The sequence below is a fragment of the Streptomyces mutabilis genome (assembly GCF_014649815.1).
Classification (GTDB): Bacteria; Actinomycetota; Actinomycetes; order Streptomycetales; family Streptomycetaceae; genus Streptomyces; species Streptomyces mutabilis.
This window is the reverse complement of the sequence record NZ_BMTT01000064.1, coordinates 1-2,057: the sequence shown is the minus strand read 5'-3', so window position 1 is coordinate 2,057 and position 2,057 is coordinate 1. Positions and strand designations below refer to the sequence as shown.

At 45.8% G+C, this 2,057-nt stretch carries 3 protein-coding genes; 1 reads left to right on the top strand and 2 read right to left on the bottom strand.

Annotated elements, in window-relative coordinates; genetic code table 11:
- Nucleotides 1-38 precede the first annotated feature (38 nt).
- The gene (locus IE142_RS39550; protein ID WP_191889385.1) at nucleotides 39-1,250 is read right to left on the bottom strand and encodes an RNA-guided endonuclease InsQ/TnpB family protein; all 1,212 of its coding nucleotides are present in this window, start codon (nucleotides 1,248-1,250) and stop codon (nucleotides 39-41) included.
- A 22-nt stretch (nucleotides 1,251-1,272) separates the two neighbouring features.
- Here IE142_RS39550 and tnpA point away from each other — a divergent pair, with 22 nt between their 5' ends.
- Entirely contained in the window at nucleotides 1,273-1,689 is a 417-nt protein-coding gene (gene tnpA / locus IE142_RS39545; RefSeq protein WP_012368599.1) for an IS200/IS605 family transposase, read from the top strand.
- Between the two features lie 151 nt (nucleotides 1,690-1,840).
- Here the strand turns inward: tnpA and IE142_RS39540 are convergent.
- Nucleotides 1,841-2,057, bottom strand: a 217-nt coding sequence (locus IE142_RS39540) for a glutaredoxin domain-containing protein (protein WP_502266905.1), incomplete at its 5' end; no start/stop codon positions are given.

Sequence of the window (2,057 nt, the reverse complement as noted above, 5' to 3'; positions counted from 1 at the left end):
ATCCTCCACGCCCTAAAGGACGTGGATCCCTACTGCGTTCAGACTGATGTCTGAATCACCTCGGCGGGTTCCTGCTTCGACGGGCGGTCTGACTGCACCCTCCCTCCACTGGCAAGCACGGCATGTCCTGCCGCTAAAATGTTACGTGCCCCGTTGATATCAGCATTCGCTGTATATCCACATTCAAGGCACTCGAATTGACTTTGTGACGGGCGGTTTTCCTTTGCTGTATGACCACAGCAAGCGCACTTCTGACTGGTGTAGGCAGGGGGTATTGCCAGTACCTGACCTCCTCGCCAGAGCTGCTTGTACTCAAGCTGACGGCGCATTTCATACCAGCCCTGCTCCAGTATTGAGCGGTTTAAACCAGATTTAGCTTTTACGTTCCGTCCATGCCGTTCTGTCGTACCTTTTGCCGATTTAGACATGTTACTGACCTTTAAGTCCTCAATGACAATCATTGCGTGGTTTTTGCTGATTTCACTGGTGACTTTGTGAAGGTAGTCTTTCCTGATATTGGCAATATGAGAATGCAGACGTTGAATTTTGCGCTTTTGTTTTTGCCAGTTGGCACTGAATTTGATTTTACGGCTTAATTTCTGTTGAAGCCTTGCCAGCTTTCGCTGGTTTACTTTAAAACTGCTGACGGGCGGGTATACCGTACCGTCTGAAAGCGTGGCAAGTTTTGTAACGCCTGCATCAAGCCCGACTATTGAGGTTGATCCATGTTGTGCTTCTGTCGCTTCATACTCAGTCTGAATGCTGACGTACCATTTACCGCATGACTGACTGACCGTGACGTTTCTCACTTCTCCGACGACTTCACGACTGTTGCGGTAGCGCATCCATCCCAACTTTGGCAATGATATACGACTATTGGATTGATCGAGCTTCACGCCCTGCGGGTAGCGAAAAGCCTCATTTTTACCACCGCGTTTCTTGAATCGAGGAAAAGCGGTACGCTGCTGGAAAAAATTCTTGTAAGCCCGTTCCAAATCTCTAAGTGGCTGTTGTAACGGTTGTGATGGGGCGTCCTTCAGCCATTGTGTCTCTTTGTCAGCTTTCCACTCAATGAGCCATGAAGCCATTTTTGTATAGGGAATGTATTTATTCCCTGCTTCGTGATTTTCATTCTGACGTGCTAATGCCCGATTGAAAACAAAACGACAAGCCCCTGCAAAGCGTCTCATCTCACGCTCTTGCTGACCATTGGGTCTTAACTGGAATTTAAAGGCTTGTAGACGTTTCATATTACCTATTATACTTTGGTCCATGAAAAATGAAACGAATATTCGCCGTGGCAGACATTGTGTATTCCTGATGCACGTCCATTTGGTCTTTGTCACAAAATACCGGCGAAAAATATTTGATCAGGATGCAATTGAAAAATTGCGAGGCTACTTTGCCAGTGTTTGTGCTGATTTTGATGTTGAACTGGTTGAAATGGATGGGGAACGGGATCACGTTCATTTACTGATTAATTACCCGCCAAAACTGGCGATATCTAATCTGGTTAACAGTCTTAAAGGGGTATCGAGTCGATTACTTCGACGTGATCGTCCTGATATTGCCCAACGTGATTACTACAAAGGGGTTCTTTGGTCGCCGAGTTATTTCGCGGGGAGTTGTGGTGGCGCACCAATATCCATTATCCGCCAGTACATTGAGCAACAGGAAACACCGAGTTAGTTAAAAAACCGCGCCTTATATCCCCGACCTGAAGGACGGGGTTTTACGGTGCTTTGGATAAAACGACAAAAAAGAAGCCAGTGCAAATAATGTACTGGCTTCTTTTTTTAATTACGGTCAATTTAAATCATGGTGAAAAACGCAATGGGGATTATGCTTCTTCTTCACCACGGTATTTATCTGCAGTCTCTTTTAATAACTTCTGCAATTCACCGCGCTGATACATTTCTAAGATAATGTCACAACCACCGACTAATTCGCCATCCACCCATAATTGTGGGAAAGTTGGCCAATGAGCATATTTTGGTGGCTCTGAACGAAGATCAGGGTTTTGCAACATGTCGACATAAGCAAGACGCTCGCCACAA